This window comes from Mycolicibacterium flavescens (genome assembly GCF_001722335.1).
Classification (GTDB): Bacteria; Actinomycetota; Actinomycetes; order Mycobacteriales; family Mycobacteriaceae; genus Mycobacterium; species Mycobacterium flavescens.
In genome coordinates this window covers 25,857-44,874 of the sequence record NZ_MIHA01000024.1, presented here as the reverse complement: position 1 = coordinate 44,874, position 19,018 = coordinate 25,857, and the positions used below count along the sequence as shown (strand labels likewise).

Sequence of the window (19,018 nt, the reverse complement as noted above, 5' to 3'; positions counted from 1 at the left end):
GTCAGCCCAGGAACGAGACCGCGGCGCGCTGACCGACGAAACGTCGCCCGTTGAGTTCGTATTGGTAGGCCACCACGGAGCGCTGCACGTTGGCGCCGGCATGCCCGCCGCGGGCCTGGGTCTGGTAGCCCGCGACGCCGGAACCCAGCAGCGTGCCGGGCACGCGCTGCCACTCGAGCGCGCCGATCAGCTGGATCACCCCCGGCAGCCCGCGGAACAGCAGGACCGCGCCGATGATGAGCAGGCCGATCTCGGTGACGTAGTCAGCCACGTGGGGGAGATTAGCGCGGCGAGTCCCGCGGTGCGGCGTCTTTGCCTGTGGATAAGCCCGCATTGCGGCACGCGCGGCGCGTACGGGCAACCGCTCGGCGATGATGGGTACTGGGCGGGAGGCAGATGATCGGCGCAGGGAGGCGATGGTGAACCGGCTCGGTCGAGCGGTGCGGTGGTCGACGGCCGCGGTGTGCGCGGCGGTTCTCGTCGCCGGATGCGCGTCGACCCCTCCCGTCGCGGTCGAGGGCCGCGCGACGTCGATGCTGTTCAACCCCGAGCGGGTCGGCGGTCTGCCGGTGGCCGACGGCCCGAGCGGTCCGCGGCCCGACGCGCCGCGACCGGTCGGCGAGGTGGACAACACCGACGGCGGGCCCGAGGACCGGCTGGCTCTGCTGGCGCTCAACGACATCGAGGAGTTCTGGCGGACCAACTATGCGAAGTACCTGCCGGGTGAGTTCGAGCCGGTCCGCGATCTCGTGTCCTACGACTCAGACGATCCGGACGGCCCGTGGGTCTGCCTCAGCGATCTCAGCGGACTGGTCAACGCGCTGTACTGCCCGTTGAGCCACTCGGTCGCCTGGGATCGAGGCGTTCTCGTGCCGACGGCGATGCGCTACTTCGGCGAGATGGGTGTCGTCGGTGTCCTCGCGCACGAATACGGCCACGCGCTGCAGTACATGAGTGAGCTGGCGGATCGCCAAACCGAAGTCCTGGTCAAGGAACAGCAGGCGGACTGCTTCGCCGGGGTCTATCTGCGGTATGTGGCGGCAGGGGATTCCGAGCGCTTCGCGTTGACCACGGGCACCAGCCTGAACCGGGTGCTGGGCGGACTGATCTACCTGCGCGACCCGGTCGAAGCTGAAGGCGGAGGGGACGCTCACGGTTCCGCGCTGGACCGGGTGAGCGCCTTCCAGATGGGTTTCGCCGGGGGCGCCGACCAGTGCGCGGCGATCGATTCCGCGGAGATCCGCAAGCGTCAGGGCGATCTGCCGAAGCAACTGACCTACGACGCGTACGGCGATCCGGTGCTGGACAGCGCCATCGACGAGGACACGCTGGCCACGCTGATGCGCGTGTTGAACTCGATCTACCAGCCGGCCGAGGCACCCGCACTGTCGACGGCGCCGTCGGCGTGCGGAACCGCTCAGCCGGCCTCGTACTGCCCTGACACCAATACGATTCACGTGGAAATGGCTGCGCTGCAAGCCATCGGCGAACCCAAGAACGAGGAAGAGGACAGAGTGCTCGTCCAAGGCGACAACACGGCGCTGTCGGTGGTGACGTCGCGGTATGCGTTGGCGGTGCAGCGGGAGCGCGGGGTCGACCTCGATACGCCGGTCGCCGCGCTGCGCACCGCCTGCCTCACCGGGGTGGCGCAGGGCCAGATGACTGAGGAGGGGGGTCTGGACTTCGTGCTGTCTCCGGGCGACGCCGACGAGGCGGTCGCCGGATTGTTGACCAACGGCGTGGTCGCCAGCGACGTCAACGGCACGCCCGCGCCGGCGGGCTTCACCCGCATCCTGGCCTACCGGCTGGGCCTGTCCAGCTCCATCGACGAATGTTTCCAACGGTTTTCGTGACGCCATGAACGCACCGCGACCGGGACCAGGACAGCAGCCGTGGTGGGCGCGCCCCGGCGGCGCCCCGGTGCGCGGCCAGCCACCGCGATATCAGCCATCGGGATATCCACCGCCGCGTCAGCCTGCACCGCCGCCACGGCCGCCGATGCAGTCGCCGCCGCGTCAACCGGACCCGGCGGCCCCGCCGCCCCGAACCCGGTCGCGCCGGCGGACGCTGATCATCGCCGGACTGTTCGTCGTCGCGTTCGAAGCGGTCGTGCTGGTCGGCGCGCTGTGGTACTTCGGGCACTTCGGAAGTCGCAGCACCAACGTGCTCGATGTGCGGCAGGCGGAAGCCGGTGTGCGGCAGATCCTCAGCGACCCGATCAACGGATACGGCGCCAACGAGGTCCAGGCCGTCGAGTGCAACGACGGCCAGAACCCGAGGGTCAAGGCCGGCGCGGGTTTCTCGTGCCGCGTCAGGATCAACGGCGCGGACCGGGACGTGCAGGTGGTGTTCCGCGACGACGCCGGTACCTACGAGGTCGACGGCCCGCGCTGAACGCAAGCGTAGTTAGCGGATCCCGGCTTCGATGTCGGCGACGGTCTGGGTCCCCTCGGGTCCGCACACCGACACGAGTTCGACGGGGCCTTGAGCCAGCAGCGCGTCGATCCGCCGCTTAAGGTCCCCACTTGTGACGTGCGAGTACAGGTTCGTGCCCGGGCACGCGGTGTCGCCGCTCTGGTCCCGGTGGCCTGTCAACGTGTCCGTCGGGATTCCGAAACGCGTTGCTGCCCAAGCGAACGCGAGCGCAGCCCCGTCGAGCTGCGCTTCGGTCACCTCTTCCTCGTCGAAGTTGCCTTCGCAGACGACGAGGAAGTGCCCGGTCGGGTCGTAGCTCGTCGCGGTGTCGCCGACGATGTTGGGATCCCTGAGCTCGTAGAGGTTTCCGTCGCGGTCGACGCTGACGTGATAGGCGATGTCGATCCACCCCTGCGAGCCCTGGTGGTACTGCTGGTGCTGCCGCAGCCGGGCGGGTGCATTGCTGTTGTCGCCAAGTGTCACCGCGGTGTGATGGATCGTCATGCGGCTCAACGGGTTCGGTTTACCCCCTGGCTGAGGCGGGTTGGCGCCCCAGGCGTCCCGGCACAGCAGCGGATGCGTGGTCGGCGGCAGCGGCGGGGCCGGTGCCGGGCTCGGAGGCGGCGCGGCCGGTGCGGCGGTGGCCGACGTTGGCGCCGTCGGGTTCGTCGTCGTGTTTTTGCCGTATCCGGCCGGCGCTTGACACGCGACACCCGCCGCAGCGGCCAGTCCGGCGGTGCCGGCAATCCTCAGCAGCCGACGTCGGGTGAGGGCGTCCGGCGTCGCGGGTCGGCCGGTCGAAGAGCTATCCACACCGGTCACGATACGTAATAGTGCGCGGATGCGGATGCACTAGGCCTATCCACATACCGAATTATGGGCAACTCGAGGCCCGTGTCGCCGTCGTAGTCGGTAGCATTTCCGCATGCCCATTGCTGATGGGGCGGAATTTGCTGGGTACACCATCATCCGCCTGCTGGGCGCCGGGGGGATGGGCGAGGTGTACCTCGCGAAGCACCCGCGGCTGCCTCGCCTGGAAGCGTTGAAGATCCTGCCGCAGCGGATCAGCGCCGATCCCGAGTTCCGTCAGCGCTTCGCCCGCGAAGCGGACATGGCCGCGTCGCTGTTCCACCCGAACATCATCGGTGTGCACGACCGGGGTGAGTACCGCGGTCAGCTGTGGATCACGATGGACTTCGTCGACGGCACCGACGCCGCCCAGCTCGTCCGCAGCCGGCACCCGAACGGGATGCCGCTGACCGACGCGCTCGAGATCGTCTCGGCGATCGCCGACGCGCTCGACTACGCGCACGAGCGCTATCTGCTTCACCGTGACGTCAAGCCGGCCAACGTCCTGCTCACCGACGCCCGCGCCGGGGAGCGCCGGGTCATGCTGGCCGATTTCGGAATCGCCAAAGCAGCGAACGAGACGCATGGCCTGACCGCGACCAACATGACCGTCGGCTCGGTCGCCTACGCCGCACCCGAGCAGTTGATGGGCCGGCAGCTCGATGGCCGCGCGGACCAGTACGCGTTGGCGTGCACGGCCTTTCATCTGCTGGCGGGTAGTCAGCCGTTCGCCCAGTCGACTCCCGCCGCGGTGATCGGCAGTCACCTGACCACCCCGCCGCCACGGCTCAGCGCTGCCCGGCCTGACCTCGCGTCGATCGACGAGGTGCTGGCCAAGGCGATGGCGAAAGAGCCCTCCGACCGCTTCGACACCTGCCGCGAGTTCGCCCTGGCGCTCCGGCACGGCGACGCGGCATGGCGCATCGCCGGCGGGAGAACCCAGCAGGCACCGAAGGCGGCGCCCCCGATCGGTGCTCGGTCTGAGCCCGAACCGCCGAGTCGTCCGGACCTGCTCGCCAACCCGGCCAATCGCATCGCCGCTGTGGTCATCGCGTTCGCGCTCGTGCTGGCGGTGGGCATCGTCGCCTATGTCGCGGGTAGTTCTGGAAACAGATCGCCGGACGGGCCGACGGCCGCGCCGTCTCCGTCGGGCGCCTGGGACGAAGACCTGCCGACGACACGGGCGCCGCGAACGAATCCGGCGACCGAGACCCCGACACCCGCTCCACCGCCACCGCCCCGATCGTCAACGAGGCCGCCCGCACCGCCTCCCCGGCCCGCGCCGCCGACGCCGACAGGTCCGATCGGCGACCTGGGCTTGGGGACTCCGATGAGCCGGCCGTTGTGCAATGGGCAGGGAATCGTGGTGCTGGGCAACGTCACTACGCCCGGCCAGTACGCGCAGGGTATTCAGCGGTTGCTCAACATGTACCCCGGGGCCTCGTACCTGCGGACCGACCAGGCATGTCCGTCCCTGCGTCAAGCCGACGACGAAGGGGATCCGATCTACACCGTGTACGTACCGGCCGGCTACACCCAGGCCTCGGTGTGTGCGGGCGTCCGCGCCGCCGGCGGCGACGCCTACGGCAAGTGGCTCGACTACTCCACACCGCCGAGCTACATCATCCCGTGCTGACCCCTGTCGGCCGAACGGATGAATCTGGCCACCGGACCTTGTCGCGAACCGACCCCCGGGCAGACGCTGATCGCATACAGATCCGCGAACGACGCACGGACAGGTGATCGACGATGCCCGACTTCGCCGGCCTCGGCCGGGGACTGGCGAAACGCGCGAAGGACGCCGGACAACAGGCCGCCTCGCGCGTCGCGCACGAGATCGACGCCCACCGTGGCGAACCCGCCGACACCGATGACGCCGACGAGACCGCGTCGAGCGCCGATGTGCACGCCGAAGCCGGCCGCCTGCAGGCGTTCCTGGCGGCGCGGCGGCCCTACCCCGGACCGGTGCAGGGGGAGTGGTCGGTCGGAATCGGCGGCCTGCTCGCCGAGCATCCGCGGGTACCCTCACAGCTGCACGGTTTGGTCCGCAAGCTGGATCGCTATGGCGGACTTGCCATCAGCGACCGCGGTCTGGCCGTCGACGGTGACCACATCGAATGGGCGTCGGTCACCGAGATCCGCACCCGCAACATCGTCGACTATCTGCTTGCCGACGGCGTCGTGCAGGCCCTCGACGCGCTGCCGCTGCCCCGGTTCCCCGGCCGCAAACGCCTGCTCGACGCGCTGTCCAAGGCGGTGTTCACCCTGCTGCTGGCCGCCGCCAAGGAGCAGTTCGACCGCGGCGCCGAGATCCTCATCCCCGCCGAGATCGAGTTCCGCGGCGGGCTCGGGCGCCGTCGCCAACTCGCGCCCGGAATCCTCGCCGCCCTGGTCCTGGCCGACCCTGCCGTAGCGCAGTGTCTGCAGGCCACCGCCCACGCTCACGGCACCGCGATCGTGCCCGCCGACGACGGCGCGATGCAGACCGCTCAGCAGCGCGCTGACCTGCTCAGATCGAAGGTCGGCGCGCTCAACGCCCGCTTCCGCTGACGGCCTTGTCAGCCGTTTGGCCGACAGACAGACAGCAAACCAGGTGAGACCCTGTTTGGGCGCGAAAACGCGCTGATCGATCTCGGGGTGCCAAGTCTCGGGTGGTACTTGCTTGATCTGTGGAGACGCGAGTGGATCCAGACTCGACCCAGTTCGGGGGCGGCTCGAATCCGTGGGCCAGCACCCGCGGGGCTCAATACCCCGGTGCCGCAGTGCCGTTCGATCCCGGCCCGGTCGGCGGCGGACCCATCCCCAGCGCCCCGCCCCCGCAGCGCCCGCCGCCCGGCGGTGTGACGTTGAACCGCAACCACATCCTGCTGATCGGCGGTGTCGTCGCCGTGGTGATCGTGGCCATCCTCGGGGTGGTGATGGTGACCGGCGGTGACGAACCGGCGATCGCGACCACACCCGCGGGCAGCGCCGGCCAGTCCGGCAGCGGAACCGACGAATGGGCGCAACCCACATACGAGACACCGGTCCCGGTGCGCATCGTGCTTCCGCCCGGCGCGGTGGTCTGCAGCGAGTCCGGTTCCGGCCGGTTCGCCGCGGCCGCGCGCGGCAACGACGTCACCTCCTGCCCGTTCGCCGACGCCGTCCGTGACGCGGTGCGCTCCACCGGGGAGTCCTTTCCGCGCACGGTGACGGCGTACAGCCCGGTGACGCACAAGACGTACTCGATGCGGTGCACCGGTGACGATCTGATCACCTGCCGTGGAGGTAACGACGCGGTCGTGTATGTCTACTGACGGGCACGGTCACCCGCGGCCGATGTGGTGGACCGTGGTGCTCGCCGGCGTCGTCGTCGCGGTCACGTTCGCCGTCGTGATCGTCGCCGGTAAAACCCAACAGCCGCAGGCGCTTCCCGTGCCCGCCGAAGCACCCGTTCCCGCGCAACCGGTGCCCGAGGCCCCCGCCGTCACCGACGACGCGCTGGCCTTGGACTTCGCCGCGCTGCAGGAGCGCATCGGCGGCGACATCGGTATCGCGATCGCCGGCGCCGACGGCCCCGCTGTCTCGCTCGGCACGTGGTCGACGGGCGCGGCCTGGTCGACGAGCAAGATCCCACTCGCGATCGCCGCACTCCGCTATGACGGTCTCACCGAGGCGTCGCCGACCATGGTCGCGGCGATCACGCGGTCCGACAACGCATCTGCCGAAGCGATGTGGTCCAGCCTCGGCGACCCGCGCACCGCCGCCGATGCGGTCGACGCCGTGCTGCGCGAGTACGGTGATCCGACAATCGTGCAGTCGCAACGGGTCCGGCCCGGCTTCACCGCCTTCGGTCAGACGCAGTGGGCGCTGACCGACCAGGCGCACTTCGCCGCCGCCGCGCTGTGCGATCCGCGCAACGCGCCGGTCACGAACCTGATGGGCCAGATCAGCGACGACCAGCGATGGGGACTCGGTGTCATCGACGGCAGCCGGTTCAAGGGCGGCTGGGGGCCGACGGAGTCCGGCGGCTACCTGGTCCGCCAGTTCGGCCTGGTGCCGACGCCGACCGGCACCGCGGCGGTCGCGATCGCGGTGCAACCGTCGTCCGGTTCGTTCGGCGACGGCACGGCGGCGATGACCGAGATCGCGTCGTGGCTGTCCTCGCACGTCGCAGAGCTTCCGAGCGGAGGGTGCGCGACGTGACCGGGACATGGCTTGCTGCGCGATACGCCCGTGGTTGCGTTACTGTGCCGATCGGGCTGCTACACAGGGCGCCTGACGCAGCGTCATCGACGATCGAAGTAGCAGTGGGGGTTGCTCGTGCATCCTGACCGAGGGAACCGTGGGGCCAACCCGTGGGGTGGGCCGATCAACACCGGCGGCGCCGTACCGCGACAAGCGCCCCAACCGCAGGGCCCTTGGGGCCGCCCCGACCCGGTCTACCCTGCGCCGCAGCAGGACCCGGCCACCGAGCGGTTCGAGCAGCCCGTCGAGGACTACCCGGATCTCCCGGAGCCGGTGAGGACGACGCCGGCCCTGGTCGAAGCCGACGGGCAGTACGCCGCGCTGGTGCACGACTACCAGTACGCCGCCGACCTGGTCGAGCGGGCCGCATCCGAGATCGTCGAGGCGTTCATCGGCTCGCACCGCGACACCCGACCGGTGCTCGACTCGATGGCCTCCACCCGCGACCGTCTCCAGCGCACCTTCCAGGAACACTTCGGGACCGGCATCTACGCCAGCGGTTCGGGCACCGCCACCCAACCGAACCAGTGGATCGCCTCCGCGCAGGACCTCATCGCGCGGCTCGACACCCGCCGCGTGCCGTTCACCCGCAACGGCCGCGAGCAACAACAGCGGGAGTTCACCGCCGAAACCCAGCAGCTGCTGTCGACGTACGATCCGACACTGCGCGAGTTCGCGCTTCTGGAATGGCGTTTCATGGTCTCGGCGGGCACCGCCCGCGCCGACGCGATCTACACCGCCGCCGCGAGCCGCGCCCCGATCCTGCCGCTGCCTCCGCCACCGATCGGGCCGTACCCGCAGCCGGTCGACCGCGAGCTCGTGTCGGGGCCCGGCCCGCTGAAGATCTTCCTCGGCCAGATGCAGCCCCGCACCGTGTGGTTCAACTCCACCGCCCAGGGCGGCCACGAGAACGACGACCACTTCATGACGTTGCCCGAAGTCGCGATCCCGGTGGTCGTCGACCTCGACGCGATCGGCTCGTTCGTCGTCACCGAAGGCGAATGCCTCGAGACACCGATCCTCAACCTGCTCTCGGCGCTGCCGGCCAACCAGCTTCAACTGCCCGTCTTCGACCCCGAACACGGCGGCAACTCCGCGAAATTCCTCTACGGGCTGGGTGACTCGGCCGATCGCATCATCGGCGACCGGGTCAAGACCAGCGACCGTGAACTCAACGACCTGCTGCAGAGCACCGAAGAGCACATCACGTTCGTCACGCAGCGGTTCCTGCAGGGTGAGCACAGCTCGCTGACCGAATACAACCGCGCGGCAGGCGAAGTCGCCGAGCCCTACCGCATGCTGCTGCTTTACGACTTCCCGTCCGGCTTCGCCCGCGGCGGGCACTACGACCGCGATCAGCTCGAGCGCCTGCAGAAGATCATCCGCAACGGCCCGCGCGCCGGTGTGTTCACGGCGCTGGTGATTCGCGACAAGGCGGTGATGGCCGACGCGATCGAGAGGCGCAACAACACGTTCAGCGTGAACACCGACCACCCGCTCGAACACGTCACCAAGGTCATCCGCGACCTGCCCTGGTTCATCAGCGGCGGCGCGCTCACCCATCACACGCTGCAACGCTTGGCGGGCCAGCCCGGCGGTATCCGCGTCGTCGAGGGCACCAGCGGTCCCCACACCCACTCCGGCGGCGCCCAGGTCAGCGCCGGCACGGTGTCGTGGCGCTTCGAGCCGGGCCCGCTGCCGATGGCTCCGGTGGCCGCCAGCCTGCTCGATTCGGTGAAACGCAACCTGCACACCGCCGACGACGTGCGCGTCACCCCCGAGCGGGTCGCCGAACTCGCCCACGCCGCGCAGCAGTCCGCGGCCGCGACGTTCGGCGAGCGATTCGTACCCACGGTCGCGCGCCCCGATGCCCCGGACACGTGGTGGCGGGCCACCAGTGAACGCGGCGTCGTCGGACACTTCGGCCGCATCGGCGCCCGGCAGGTCGCCGACCTGATCCTCGACTCGGAGGTCAACACCTTCGGCGCGCTGATCGGCGGGCGCCCCGGTTCGGGTAAGTCGGTGCTGCTGCACGCGGTGATCATGAGCATCGCGATCGAATACTCGCCGTCGGAAGTCGAGCTGTTCCTGATCGACTTCAAAGAGGGCGTCGAGTTCAAGCAGTACGCCGACGAAGGACTGCCGCACGCGCGGGTCATCGCGATCGAGTCCGAACGCGACTTCGGTCTGTCGGTGCTGCAGAACGTCGCCCGCGAGATCAACCGGCGCGGTGAGCTTTTCCGCAACGAGGGCGGCGGCGCCACCAACCTGCTCGAGTACCGGGCCCGCACCCGGCAGCCGCTCAAACGACTCGTGCTGATCATCGACGAGTTCCAGCAGCTGTTCTACCGCGACGACAAGATCGCCGCCGAGTCCGCCGAGATCCTGGAGCTGGTTCTGCGCCAGGGCCGCGCGTTCGGCATCCACGTCATCCTGGCGTCGCAGTCGCTGGCCGGCCTGGCCGCGCTCGGCAAGCACGTGCTGGGGTTCATCCCCACCCGGATCGCCTTGCAGAGCGCCGAATCCGACTCGCGGCTGGTGCTCGGCGAGGAGAACACCGACGCGCAGACCCTGACTCGCGCCGGTGAAGGCATCCTCAACCGCAAGGGCGGCAACAAGGACGCCAACGAACGGTTCCAGGCCGCGTTCTGGGACCCCGACGCGCGGGGCGCCGCGCTGCGGCTGATGACCCAGCGGGCGCGGTCGGCCCGGATGCCCGACATCACCACGGTTTTCGCCGGCCACGAACCCGCCGACGTGACGACCGTGCCGTTCGAGGCGCTGGTGCCGCCGTCGGGAGACTCCCGGCATCTCAGCGTCCCGGTGGGCCTGCCGCTGACGTTGGACGCCGACCCGCTGTTCACCACGCTGCGCCGCGACGCCGGCAGCAACCTGCTGATCGTCGACGAGCACGGCGGGTCGACGCTGTCGATCGCGCTGACCAGCCTGCAACGCCAGGGCGCGTCGATCGAACTGCTCGACTTCGCCGGCGACGAGGACGACTGGCCGGCGGTCGTCGACGAACTCGGGACGCTCGACGGCGTGCGGGTGGGGCGCCGCAGGGCGGCGGCGCCGACGCTGGCCCGGCTCGCCGAACTGGTCAACGAACGCCAGGAGATGGGCGAATACCGTTCGCAGCCCGTCGTGTTGGCGTTGGCCGCGATGGGCCGCGCCCGCGACTTCGACCCGAACTCCTACGACGACGACGCGCTGACCAACCTGCTGGGCACCGTCCTCAAGGACGGACCCGAGGTCGGGGTGCACGTGCTCTGCTGGTTCGACCGGCCGGCCGGCATCAACAAGCGGGTCAGCTCGCAGCAGCTCAACGAGTTCGGGCAGCGGCTCGTCGGCGTGCTCAACCGCGACGACTCGTCGCAGCTGATCGACAGCGAGAACGCCGCGACGCTGAAAGCCGGTCAGGGCATCTGCGCCGACCTCGACCGCGCCACCGAGCACCGGATCCGCCGGTTCGCTCCGCCGCCGCTGAAATGGTTCACCGCGATGCGCGCCGACGACCCGCAGGGCTAGCCGATGGCCGATCGCGCGAAGGTCGAACAGTCCGTCTTCGACTACCTCAAACCCCGGATCAAGCAGTACGAGACCGAGCATGCCGAGCTGACCCGCGACGTCGCGCGCAGCATCGCGAAGGTCTCCGCGGAGGCCGACGACCGGGTCGCCGACCGGCGCCGCGCCCTGACCCGCGCGATGGAACAACTCGGCTCGTGCGAGCAGCAGGCCGCCGAGGCCGCCGAACGCGGCGAGTCCGGCGGCGACTGCGGCGGCTACCGACGTCAGGTGCAGCAGTGTGAAGCCGAGTTGCAGCGCGCGCTGCGCGGCCGCGCGATGATCGCCGAAGCGGCGGCGCAGTTCCGTCACGCCCAGTCCCGCTACACCACCAAGATGTCGGAGATCCTGCTCGACGGGCGGAAGCTGCTGCGCACCGCGGCCGAACGCAGCGAGGGATACCAGAAGGCGTCGACGTATGTGCCGACGACGACGCTGCTCTCAGGTACCGGAAGCAGCGGCGGCGGAATCCTTTTCGACTCCGGTCCCTCGGCGGGAATGGGCTTCGGCAGCGCGGCGACGAGCGCGGGGGTCGCCGCAACGTCCGCGCCGGCCTCGTGGCGGGACCGCCCGGGGGTCGAGGTGCCGTCGTGGATACCCGCCGGGTACGCGCTGATTCCGCTGTCCGCCATCGCCGACGACGGCGGCATCACCTCGACGGCCGCGTTCGCCGACAACCCGAACAAGCATCCGGTCGCCGACCTGCGGTGGGCGGTCAACGCGCTCGACGACGTGGTGATTCCGGCGATGGAGCGCAAGGACGACCCGCTCGACTACCTCGAGCGGCGCGACGCGGCCGAGGGGCGTTCGGGTGCCCGGTCGTACGCCCAGACCTACCGCGGGTTCTTCGGCGACGACGCGGTCGCGTTGTCGCCGCTGCCCGACGGGACATTCGATGTGACCAACGGCTACCACCGCATCTTTCTGCGGCGCGAGGCGCACTTCGACTACGTGCCGGCCCGGATCATCGGAGGGTGACATGAGTTGGATCAGCGGACAGATCAGCATGTTGGAGCGGCACCGCGGCTCGCGGCGCCAAGCCCGCCTGCACGCGCGGTCGTTGTGGTCGGACGCGGCCGCAGACCGGTTCGAGGACAAACTCTTCGATGAACTCGAACAGGAGGACCGCCGCTTCGACGCCGACCTCAAGCGACTCGACGCCGCGTTCGATGAAGCCAAGAAGCTTTTGTAGAGAGCACCTTTGAGATAGGAGATCCAGATGGCAGGGCGTATCGACACGGACCCGGCGGCGCTGCTCGCCATGGCCCGTGAACTCAGGAATGCCGGGCAGTCCATCGACCAGTCGATCCGCAAGGTCCGCAGCGCGCTCAACAGCAGCCAGTGGAACGACAATGTGCGCCGCGACTTCGAGAAGAACCTCGAGGCGATCGCCCGGATGGCCAAACAGATCGAGACGGTCAGCGACGAAAGCCAGCGCATGCTGACCCGCAAGGCGCAGCAGCTACAGGCGTACCTCGGCCGATGACCGAGATGAACTCGTCGCGCACCCAGCAGGTTCTGCGCAAGCGCGGAATCTCGATCGCCGCAGGCGGTCTGGTGTTGCAGCTGCTGATCGCGCTGGGATTGGCGTTCGGCGGCATCCTCGGGATTCTGACCCTGCTGTTGGTGCTCGGTAATGCCGGCGCGCTGGCCGTCAGCTACAACACCCTGAACGACAAGACCGGCCTGGCGAACATGCTGCAGGTCTGCACCGTGGTGATCGGCTTGGTGTCCATCTTCGGTGCGGGCCTGGTGGGCCTCGGCTTCCTGATCCTGCTGGCCGGCGCGGTGATCACCTACATCGGCACCAAACAACTTGCCGACGGTCTGAAGCCGTTGCGGTCGTGACGAGTTACGGCCCGATCCGCCCGGACACCAGCATCAAAGCGCACATGGAGGGGCGGCTGATCGGATACGACGATGTCGCTGCCGAAGCGCTGCGGCGCGCCGGCCGCGACGCGTCCAGCGTGGACCTGCAGGCGATGATGAACGGCATCTCCGCTGCCGCCGAATATCAGCTGCAGCAGTACTGCCAGAACGTCACCCAGCTTGACTGGGCGCAGATGAAGGCGGTGCTCGACCGGCCGGACTTCACCCCGCAACTGTTCACCGACTACCTGAGCACCTGCGGGCCGGCGGGCGCGGCCGTGCACAACCGGTTCGCCGAAGTGCTGCAACAGGTCATCCCCGATCTCGTCGCCAACCAGATCCGTGAAGGCATCCTCGACAAAATCGGACCAGCGCCCGAGCCGTACCAGGTCGACACCGGGCTCATCGCACCCCATCCGCGCTACATCGACAACATGCCGGATTTGATCCCGACCGCCGACGAGGTGGTGCGGGCGGCCGCGCTGCAGGCCGGGCGGGACCCGGCCGGCGTGGACCGGGGCCGGTTGACGTCCGCGGTCAACTCGGCGATCGAGACTCAGCTGGAGGAGTACTGCACGCAGTTGCCCTCGGTGGGCTGGCCCGCCGTCAAGGCGATACTGGACCGGCCGGACTTCAACCCGCAACTGCTGCGGAACTACATGAGCACCCGCGGTGTCGAGGGCGTCGGCATGTACAACGCACTGCGGGTTTTCCTCACCGAGCAGCTGCCGCCGACCGTCATCGAGATCATCGGGGAGACGCCCGCGGCGTCGAGTCCTCCGCCGCTGCAATCGGTTCCGTCGTTCAGCGGGGCCAGTGCCGCAGCAGGCGGCTTCGACCCCGGCCCGGTCGGCGGCGTCGTGACCCGCCCCGCCGCACCACCTCCCGCGGCCCGCCCTAGCAGTGCTCCGTCCCGCAATCTGCTCTACTTCGGCGGTGCGGCGGGCTTGGTCGCGATCCTGATCGCGGTGGCGATCGGCCTCAACGCCGGCGGCGGGGACAGCGCAGGTTCGTCGAAGGCGCCCGACACCGTCATCGAAAGCTACGGCAACTCCGGTGGGGACGCGGACAGCGGACCGGCGCCCGGATCCGGCCCGCAGAAGTCGTCCAACGACCTCAACGTCAGCGTCCCGATGAGCCACCCGCCGTGCGACGGTTCGGGAATCGTGGTGCTGGCCAACGCCGTAACGCCCGGCCGGTACGCGTCGGAGATCCAGCGCCACCTGAATATGCACCCGGGTTCGTCGTACCTGCGCACCGACGAGTCGTGTTCGTCGCTGCGCCCCCGCGACGACGCCGGCAACCCCATCTACGCCGTGTACCGACCGGCCGGCCGTACCCCGTCGCAGGTGTGCGCCGCGGTGCGGGCCGCAGGTGGTGATGCGTACGGCAAGTGGCTGGACAACACCACCGACCCGCGGGCCATGATCCGGTGCTGAGGCCGGTGTCAGCCGAACGACCGATTGTCCGGCGCCGCCGCCTCGGCGACGATGCACGAGCAGGGTTTCCGACCGGGAGGTTTCACCGTGGAATGCAAGAAGTGTCATCGGCCGCTGCATGACTGCTCCGGCTGCAACGGCGGCCGCGCGAGCGGAATCGGCGGCAAGCTGACGTGCAGCAAGTGCAACAGCACCGGTGTGGTGTGCAGCCAGCACGGCGGCCACTGGAAGTAGTCCTCAGTCGTAGATGACGGCCTCACCGCGGCGCTGCAGGTCGGCCAGGCCGTCGAGCATCGCCTGTATCTGCTCGGGCGGGTGCCCGACCCAGTCGGTGAGTTCGCCGACGATGCGGACCGGATGGCGCGAGCGGTAGGACCGCGTCGGGTTGCCCGGCAGCTTCTTGTCGGTGACGTTCGGGTCGTCCTCGATCGGGCCTTCGGGTTCGACGATGTAGATGCGGCCGGGCCCGTCGCCCGGCGCCAGTTCGGCTCCCCACACCGCGGCGTCAAGCGTCTGCGTAAAGTAGACGTGGTTCATGGTGCGGGTCTTGTCGAAGTTCGACGGCCGGCCCGGCACCAGGTAGTCACCCACTTTCAGGTCGGCCTTGGTGCCGTGCAAGTAGGCGCCGGACTCGTGGACTTCGAAGGGTTTCGGGGGGTTCGGCACAGCGGTTCTCCATCCGTCGTGGTTCGTGGCCGGACGATTGTGCAGCAGATCCCCGGCCTTGCCGCAAGCCCCACCCCCTGTCGTAAAGTGAGAGTGGGAAGAGGTTCGCAGTGCGCGTACTGCTCGCAGGTGCCAGCGGAGTCATCGGTCGTCCCCTGTTGCAGAGGTTGCGCGCGGCGGGTCCTGACGTGCTCGGCCTCGTGCACAGCGCGGCGGGGGCTGAAGTAGTCGAATCCTCCGGCGCAACAGCGGTTCTCGCTGATGCGCTCGATCGGGATGCTGTCTTGAGAGCGGTCGAGGGGCACAGCGCCGACCCGCTAGGGCGGCAAGGGAGTTCGTCGCATGAATGCGCTGCGGACACAGGGCACCGCGAATCTGCTCGACGCGGCCGCGGCACTCGGTGCGCGCCGGTTCGTCACCCAATCGCTGATCCTCGGTTACGGGTTGGCCGACCACGGCGGCGCGAAGATCACCGAGGAGCGGCCGTTCGGGGTGCTGCGCGGCGACCGCTCCGATCCGGCGATCGCCGCGATGGCCGGGGCGGAGAACCTCGCTTTTGCCGCGGAGCACGTGGATGTGGTCGCGCTGAGGTACGGGATCTTCTACGGTCCGGGTGCGTCGGACATGTTCGTCACGATGCTCAAGCGCAGGATGCTGCCGCTGCCGGCGCGCCGCGTCCGGTGCGGTTGCCGGCCGCGGTGGTGCGTCTGGGCGCGCCGTTCGCCGGGTCACAGATGCTCGACATGTCGATGCGGGTGTCGAACGACCGCGCCGCGAACGAACTCGGGTGGCGGCCGCGGTGGCCGTCGTACCGCAAGGGCCTGACGACACTGGGCTAGTGCCGGCACCGATTCTGCGCTCAGGGCTGTTGCGGGCGAATCAACCACGACCCTGAGCGCAATTTCGACGCCCCAAGATCAGGGCGGCGTCACAGTCGGCCGCCCCGCATGACGCTCACCACGATTGGTACGGCGGTGCAAGGCCACCGGTAACCCGGGTTGACCTGGTGCTTTGCAGCCAAGAAGCCGCCGCGGGCGCAGATCGGTGATTTGGTCTTCCCAGGGGAGCGGTCTATAGGCTGCGGCCCCGATGGGAAGGCATTCGGCAGCCAGGACGCGGCAGTGGCCGCGGTTGGTCCTCGTCGCGGGAGTGGTCTCCGCCGCGACGATGTTTGTCGTCGGCGCAGACGCCGCGCCGCACGTCACAGAGGCGGCGCCGGCCGTCGAGCCCGCACCGCCGAGCCCGGCGCCCCAGATGCACCTGATGGCCGCGCAACCGCCCGCCCCGCCCGCCCCTGCCCCCACGCTGCCGCACGGTGTCGCGAAGGAGACCGGGCTGCAGGTCAACACGATCCTGGCGGCCCGCGCGGTGAGCGCGACGTTCCCCGAGATCCTCGACATCGGCGGGGTCCGCTCGGACCCGTTGAAGTGGCATCCGCACGGCCTGGCGATCGACGTGATGATCCCGAACGCCCGCTCGGCCGAGGGTAAGGCGCTCGGCGACAGCGTGCTGGCCTACGTGCTCGACAACGCCGAGCGTTTCGGTCTGGTCCACGCGATCTGGCGGCAGACCCTCTACAAGCCCGACGGTTCGAAGCGCATGATGGCGAGCCGCGGCTCGGACACCGCCGACCACTACGACCACGTCCACATCGCCACCGCCGGCGGCGGGTTCCCGTCGGAGGGCCAGACTTACCTGCGCTGATTGACGACGTTCGTCAGCGCCTCGCCCCGCGACAGCCGGCCGATGTTGGCGGCGATGTCGTCGGCGCGGCCTTCGAACGTGTCCCGCGTGACGCCCGACGAGTGCGGCGTCATCAAGACGTTCGGCAACTCCGCGAACGGCAGTTCACTGGGCGCGCACGGGCCGTCCGACGGGTAGCGGTACCACACGTCGATCGCCGCAGCGCGAATCACCTTGCCCGACAGGGCGTCATACAGCCCCCGTTCCTGCACCAGCGGACCGCGCCCGACGTTGATCAGCACACCGTCGGCGCCCAGCAGCCGCAACTGTTCGGCGCCGATCATGCCCGTCGTCTGCTCGGTCAGCGGCGCCGACACCACCGCGACGTCGCACTCGCGCAGCAGCCGGTCCAACGACCCCGTGTCGTCCGCCCAGTCCAGCCCGCACTCGGGCACCCGACCCGAACCGGTCACCGCGGCGCCACTACATCCGAACGCGCGGAACAGATCCCAGGCCGCCCGGCCGATGTGCCCGAACCCGACGAACCCGATCCGCGCGTCGCCCAGCGTCGGCAACTGCGGGATCGCGGGGTCGTACACCGGCGTCGCCCACCGGCCTTCCCGCAACGCGCGGTCCTGGGCGAGGAAGTCGCGGCGCAGCAGCACCGCCGCCGCCACGATGTACTCGGCGATCGACCGCTCGTGGTGGAACGTGTTCGCCACCAGCACATCCGACGACACCGCGGCGAAGTCGATCTTGTCGGTGCCGGCGCCCGCGACGTGGATCAGCCGCAGCTTCTCGGCCGTCGCCGCCATCTCGGCGGTGAACCGGCTCCCGACGTACACCGTCGCGTCACGCAGCGACTCCGCCGGCGCGCCGCCCGGGAACCACTCCACAGCGCACCCGTCCGGCAATGCGGCCTCCAACCGGGACCGGTGCGGCACCAGGTTCGCGTCGGCGATCACGACCTTCATCGCTGCAACGCCGGACGCTTGCTGTCGAAGGTCCAGCCCGGGATCAGGTACTGCATCGCGACCGCGTCGTCGCGGGCGCCGAGGCCTTCGCGCAGATACAGCTCGTGCGCGGCGGCGACCGCGTCGTCGTCGAGTTCCACGCCCAGCCCCGGCGCCGCGGGCACGCTGAGGTACCCGTCGACGATCTCGAACGGCCGCTTGGTGATTCGCTGGCCGTCCTGCCAGATCCAGTGCGTGTCGATCGCGGTGATGGCGCCCGGGGCGGCGGCCGCGACGTGGGTGAACATCGCCAGCGACACGTCGAAATGGTTGTTGGAGTGCGACCCCCACGTCAGCCCCCACGCGTCACAGATCTGCGCGACGCGCACTGACCCGGCCATCGTCCAGAAGTGCGGGTCGGCCAGCGGGATGTCGACGGCGTTGGCGCGGATCGCATGGCCGAGCTCGCGCCAGTCGGTGCCGATCATGTTCGTCGCGGTCGGCAACCCGGTGGCGCGCTTGAACTCGGCCATCACCTCGCGGCCGGAGAAGCCGCGTTCGGGTCCCACGGGGTCCTCGGCGTAGGCCAGCACGTCGCGCAGCTCGCGGCACGTCGTGATCGCGTCGGCCAGCAGCCAGCCGCCGTTGGGGTCCAACGTGATCCGCGCGTCCGGGAAGCGTTCGTGCAGCGCGATGACGGCCTTGGCCTCCTCGGCGGCGGGCAGCACACCGCCCTTGAGCTTGAAGTCGTGGAACCCGTACCGGTCGCGGGCGGCCTCGGCCAGGCGGACGACGGCCTCCGGTGTCAGCGCCTCCTCGTGCCGCACCCGCAGCCACTCGTCGGCGTCGGGTGCCTCGTCGGCCGGTGACCGGTAGGCCAGATCCGTGCGGGTGCGGTCACCGACGAAGAACAGATATCCCAGCGCCTGCACCCGCGCGCGCTGCTGCCCGTCGCCGAGCAGCGCCGCGACCGGCACGCCGAGGTGCTTGCCCAGCAGGTCCAGCAGCGCCGACTCCAACGCGGTCACCGCGTGCACCGCGACCCGCAGGTCGAATGTCTGCGCGCCGCGGCCGCCGGCGTCGCGGTCGCTGAACGCGCGGCGCATGTCGTTGAGCACGGCGTGGTGATCGCCGACGCGGCGGCCGGTGACGATCGCGCCGGCGTCCTCGAGGGTGCGCCGGATCGGTTCGCCGCCGGGCACTTCGCCGACGCCTTTGTTGCCGTCGCTGTCGGTCAGCACCACCAGGTTGCGGGTGAAGAACGGGCCGTGCGCGCCGCTGAGGTTCAGCAGCATGCTGTCGTGACCGGCGATCGGGATCACGGTCACGTCGGTGATGGTCGGGGTGCTCATG

Annotated in this window: 19 protein-coding genes and 1 pseudogene; 15 read left to right on the top strand and 5 right to left on the bottom strand. The window is 69.6% G+C overall.

Features of this window, described 5'->3' with window-relative positions:
* Position 1: 1 nt before the first annotated feature.
* Entirely contained in the window at positions 2-271 is a 270-nt protein-coding gene (locus BHQ18_RS24795; protein ID WP_069416310.1) for a hypothetical protein, read from the bottom strand.
* 145 nt (positions 272-416) lie between these two features.
* Here BHQ18_RS24795 and BHQ18_RS24790 point away from each other — a divergent pair, with 145 nt between their 5' ends.
* On the top strand, positions 417-1,853 hold the full coding sequence (locus tag BHQ18_RS24790; protein ID WP_109789403.1) for a neutral zinc metallopeptidase: 1,437 nt from the start codon (positions 417-419) through the stop codon (positions 1,851-1,853).
* A 4-nt stretch (positions 1,854-1,857) separates the two neighbouring features.
* On the top strand, positions 1,858-2,394 hold the full coding sequence (locus tag BHQ18_RS29690) for a DUF4333 domain-containing protein (RefSeq protein WP_109789402.1): 537 nt from the start codon (positions 1,858-1,860) through the stop codon (positions 2,392-2,394).
* Between the two features lie 12 nt (positions 2,395-2,406).
* Here BHQ18_RS29690 and BHQ18_RS30655 read toward each other — a convergent pair whose 3' ends face one another.
* Positions 2,407-3,228: an N-acetylmuramoyl-L-alanine amidase gene (locus BHQ18_RS30655; protein WP_234794305.1), complete on the bottom strand. Its 822-nt coding sequence runs from the start codon at positions 3,226-3,228 to the stop codon at positions 2,407-2,409.
* A 112-nt stretch (positions 3,229-3,340) separates the two neighbouring features.
* Between BHQ18_RS30655 and BHQ18_RS30865 the strand changes: the two genes are divergently transcribed.
* The 10 genes from BHQ18_RS30865 (at position 3,341) to BHQ18_RS24730 (ending at position 14,363) form a co-directional block, all read left to right on the top strand.
* Complete coding sequence (locus BHQ18_RS30865) at positions 3,341-4,900, top strand: serine/threonine-protein kinase (RefSeq protein WP_069416309.1); 1,560 nt, start codon at positions 3,341-3,343, stop codon at positions 4,898-4,900.
* A 113-nt stretch (positions 4,901-5,013) separates the two neighbouring features.
* On the top strand, positions 5,014-5,814 hold the full coding sequence (locus BHQ18_RS24770) for a hypothetical protein (RefSeq protein ID WP_234794304.1): 801 nt from the start codon (positions 5,014-5,016) through the stop codon (positions 5,812-5,814).
* A gap of 131 nt (positions 5,815-5,945) precedes the next feature.
* Complete coding sequence (locus tag BHQ18_RS24765; protein WP_069416308.1) at positions 5,946-6,560, top strand: hypothetical protein; 615 nt, start codon at positions 5,946-5,948, stop codon at positions 6,558-6,560.
* A complete protein-coding gene (locus BHQ18_RS24760; RefSeq protein ID WP_069416307.1) occupies positions 6,550-7,449 on the top strand; it encodes a serine hydrolase in 900 nt (299 codons plus the stop codon). The genes BHQ18_RS24765 and BHQ18_RS24760 overlap by 11 nt, the downstream gene beginning before the upstream one ends.
* A 117-nt stretch (positions 7,450-7,566) precedes the next feature.
* Entirely contained in the window at positions 7,567-11,019 is a 3,453-nt protein-coding gene (locus BHQ18_RS24755; RefSeq protein WP_069416306.1) for an FtsK/SpoIIIE domain-containing protein, read from the top strand.
* 3 nt (positions 11,020-11,022) lie between these two features.
* Positions 11,023-12,033, top strand: coding sequence for an intermediate filament family protein (locus BHQ18_RS24750; protein WP_069416305.1), 1,011 nt, complete (start codon positions 11,023-11,025; stop codon positions 12,031-12,033).
* Between the two features lies 1 nt (position 12,034).
* Complete coding sequence (locus BHQ18_RS24745) at positions 12,035-12,247, top strand: hypothetical protein (protein WP_069416304.1); 213 nt, start codon at positions 12,035-12,037, stop codon at positions 12,245-12,247.
* 27 nt (positions 12,248-12,274) lie between these two features.
* A complete protein-coding gene (locus BHQ18_RS24740) occupies positions 12,275-12,541 on the top strand; it encodes a WXG100 family type VII secretion target (RefSeq protein WP_069416303.1) in 267 nt (88 codons plus the stop codon).
* The gene (locus BHQ18_RS24735) at positions 12,538-12,903 is read left to right on the top strand and encodes a hypothetical protein (RefSeq protein ID WP_069416302.1); all 366 of its coding nucleotides are present in this window, start codon (positions 12,538-12,540) and stop codon (positions 12,901-12,903) included. The genes BHQ18_RS24740 and BHQ18_RS24735 overlap by 4 nt, the downstream gene beginning before the upstream one ends.
* A complete protein-coding gene (locus BHQ18_RS24730) occupies positions 12,900-14,363 on the top strand; it encodes a hypothetical protein (RefSeq protein WP_069416301.1) in 1,464 nt (487 codons plus the stop codon). Before BHQ18_RS24735 ends, BHQ18_RS24730 begins: the two co-directional genes overlap by 4 nt.
* 237 nt (positions 14,364-14,600) lie before the next feature.
* On the opposite strand, the gene arr is transcribed toward BHQ18_RS24730, so the two are convergent.
* A complete protein-coding gene (gene arr, locus BHQ18_RS24720; protein ID WP_069416299.1) occupies positions 14,601-15,029 on the bottom strand; it encodes an NAD(+)--rifampin ADP-ribosyltransferase in 429 nt (142 codons plus the stop codon).
* A gap of 110 nt (positions 15,030-15,139) precedes the next feature.
* Between arr and BHQ18_RS30960 the strand changes: the two are divergent.
* The 3 genes and pseudogenes from BHQ18_RS30960 to BHQ18_RS30325 form a co-directional block, all read left to right on the top strand.
* A pseudogene (locus BHQ18_RS30960) lies at positions 15,140-15,331 on the top strand (NAD-dependent epimerase/dehydratase family protein); the annotation flags it as partial.
* Positions 15,332-15,371: 40 nt separating this feature from the next.
* Positions 15,372-15,854, top strand: coding sequence for an NAD-dependent epimerase/dehydratase family protein (locus BHQ18_RS24715; RefSeq protein WP_069416298.1), 483 nt, complete (start codon positions 15,372-15,374; stop codon positions 15,852-15,854).
* Positions 15,855-16,118: 264 nt separating this feature from the next.
* Positions 16,119-16,733 (top strand): VldE C-terminal domain-containing protein, encoded by a 615-nt coding sequence (locus BHQ18_RS30325; protein WP_069416297.1) that lies wholly within the window; start codon positions 16,119-16,121, stop codon positions 16,731-16,733.
* Here the strand turns inward: BHQ18_RS30325 and BHQ18_RS24705 are convergent.
* Together BHQ18_RS24705 and BHQ18_RS24700 are read right to left on the bottom strand one after the other, a co-directional pair.
* Entirely contained in the window at positions 16,721-17,686 is a 966-nt protein-coding gene (locus BHQ18_RS24705; RefSeq protein ID WP_069416296.1) for a 2-hydroxyacid dehydrogenase, read from the bottom strand. The genes BHQ18_RS30325 and BHQ18_RS24705 overlap by 13 nt on opposite strands.
* A complete protein-coding gene (locus BHQ18_RS24700) occupies positions 17,683-19,017 on the bottom strand; it encodes an enolase C-terminal domain-like protein (RefSeq protein ID WP_069416295.1) in 1,335 nt (444 codons plus the stop codon). Before BHQ18_RS24700 ends, BHQ18_RS24705 begins: the two co-directional genes overlap by 4 nt.
* Position 19,018: the final 1 nt, after the last annotated feature.

What these genes read in the sequence shown, in the direction of transcription:
- BHQ18_RS24760 (WP_069416307.1), top strand. Translation starts at nt 6,550, where the DNA reads ATGTCTACTGACGGGCACGGTCACCCGCGGCCGATGTGGTGGACCGTG.
- BHQ18_RS24715 (WP_069416298.1), top strand. Translation starts at nt 15,372, where the DNA reads ATGAATGCGCTGCGGACACAGGGCACCGCGAATCTGCTCGACGCGGCC.
- BHQ18_RS24745 (WP_069416304.1), top strand. Translation starts at nt 12,035, where the DNA reads ATGAGTTGGATCAGCGGACAGATCAGCATGTTGGAGCGGCACCGCGGC.
- BHQ18_RS24770 (WP_234794304.1), top strand. Translation starts at nt 5,014, where the DNA reads ATGCCCGACTTCGCCGGCCTCGGCCGGGGACTGGCGAAACGCGCGAAG.
- BHQ18_RS29690 (WP_109789402.1), top strand. Translation starts at nt 1,858, where the DNA reads ATGAACGCACCGCGACCGGGACCAGGACAGCAGCCGTGGTGGGCGCGC.
- BHQ18_RS30325 (WP_069416297.1), top strand. Translation starts at nt 16,119, where the DNA reads ATGGGAAGGCATTCGGCAGCCAGGACGCGGCAGTGGCCGCGGTTGGTC.
- BHQ18_RS24735 (WP_069416302.1), top strand. Translation starts at nt 12,538, where the DNA reads ATGACCGAGATGAACTCGTCGCGCACCCAGCAGGTTCTGCGCAAGCGC.
- BHQ18_RS24705 (WP_069416296.1), bottom strand. Translation starts at nt 17,686, where the DNA reads ATGAAGGTCGTGATCGCCGACGCGAACCTGGTGCCGCACCGGTCCCGG.
- BHQ18_RS24790 (WP_109789403.1), top strand. Translation starts at nt 417, where the DNA reads ATGGTGAACCGGCTCGGTCGAGCGGTGCGGTGGTCGACGGCCGCGGTG.
- BHQ18_RS24750 (WP_069416305.1), top strand. Translation starts at nt 11,023, where the DNA reads ATGGCCGATCGCGCGAAGGTCGAACAGTCCGTCTTCGACTACCTCAAA.
- BHQ18_RS24700 (WP_069416295.1), bottom strand. Translation starts at nt 19,017, where the DNA reads ATGAGCACCCCGACCATCACCGACGTGACCGTGATCCCGATCGCCGGT.
- BHQ18_RS30865 (WP_069416309.1), top strand. Translation starts at nt 3,341, where the DNA reads ATGCCCATTGCTGATGGGGCGGAATTTGCTGGGTACACCATCATCCGC.
- BHQ18_RS24740 (WP_069416303.1), top strand. Translation starts at nt 12,275, where the DNA reads ATGGCAGGGCGTATCGACACGGACCCGGCGGCGCTGCTCGCCATGGCC.